At 72.9% G+C, this 826-nt stretch carries 1 protein-coding gene; it reads left to right on the forward strand.

Annotation, left to right across the window (positions count from 1 at the left end):
• Window positions 1-183: 183 nt before the first annotated feature.
• A complete protein-coding gene (locus tag CCN44_RS41105) occupies window positions 184-582 on the forward strand; it encodes an Hsp20/alpha crystallin family protein (protein WP_208639941.1) in 399 nt (132 codons plus the stop codon).
• Window positions 583-826 lie beyond the last annotated feature (244 nt).

Genomic DNA, 826 nt, shown 5'->3' on the forward strand with positions numbered 1-826 from the left:
TGGCGGCGACGACCGCGCTGGGAACTGTGGCCATGGTTGCCTCCTCGTATCCGGTCCGAGGCTAACGCGCAGGCCACCGGCCGGATGGACCCTGAGTCGAGGCTTGTCAACTTTCCGGCGCAGAGTTATATAAGAAGCCGTAGGGCATCGCATCCCGGCCCCGGAAGAGAGGAGTGACCTGTGATGCTCATGCGCACGGACCCGTTCCGCGATCTCGACCGGCTCACGCAGCAGCTCTTCGGTGCGACCACCGCGCGCCCGTCCGCGATGCCGATGGACGCGTACCGCTCCGGGGACGAGTTCCTGGTCCACTTCGACCTCCCCGGCATCGACCCCGAGACGATCGAACTCGACGTCGAGCGCAACGTCCTCAACGTCCGCGCCGAGCGGCGCAGCCCCGCTCCCGAGGACGCGGAGATGCTGGTCGCCGAACGGCCCACGGGCACCTTCACCCGCCAGCTGTNNATCGACGCCTCGTACGAGGCCGGCGTCCTGACCCTGCGCATCCCGGTGGCCGAACAGGCCAAGCCGCGCCGCATCCAGATCAGCGGCGGCGGCGACCGCAAGCAGATCAGCGGCTGAGGCCGACGGGGCGGCGCCCGGGTGTCCGCCGGTGGACTCGGTGCGGCCCGCACGCGCCGGCCGGAGCCGGCCCCGCCGCGGCACGGCGTGAGCCGCCCGCACGCGTCCCGCGGCCCGAGCGGGGCCCGGGACGCGGCGGCCTGCCGACACACGGCCGCACAGCTACGGCACCTGCCCAGCACCGAGCCGTAGCACGGCGCGACCCGCCACCCCCGTCCCGGCCGCGACGGGCACACCCCCACAC

Source organism: Streptomyces tricolor, from assembly GCF_002155905.1.
GTDB classification, from domain to species: domain Bacteria; phylum Actinomycetota; class Actinomycetes; order Streptomycetales; family Streptomycetaceae; genus Streptomyces; species Streptomyces tricolor.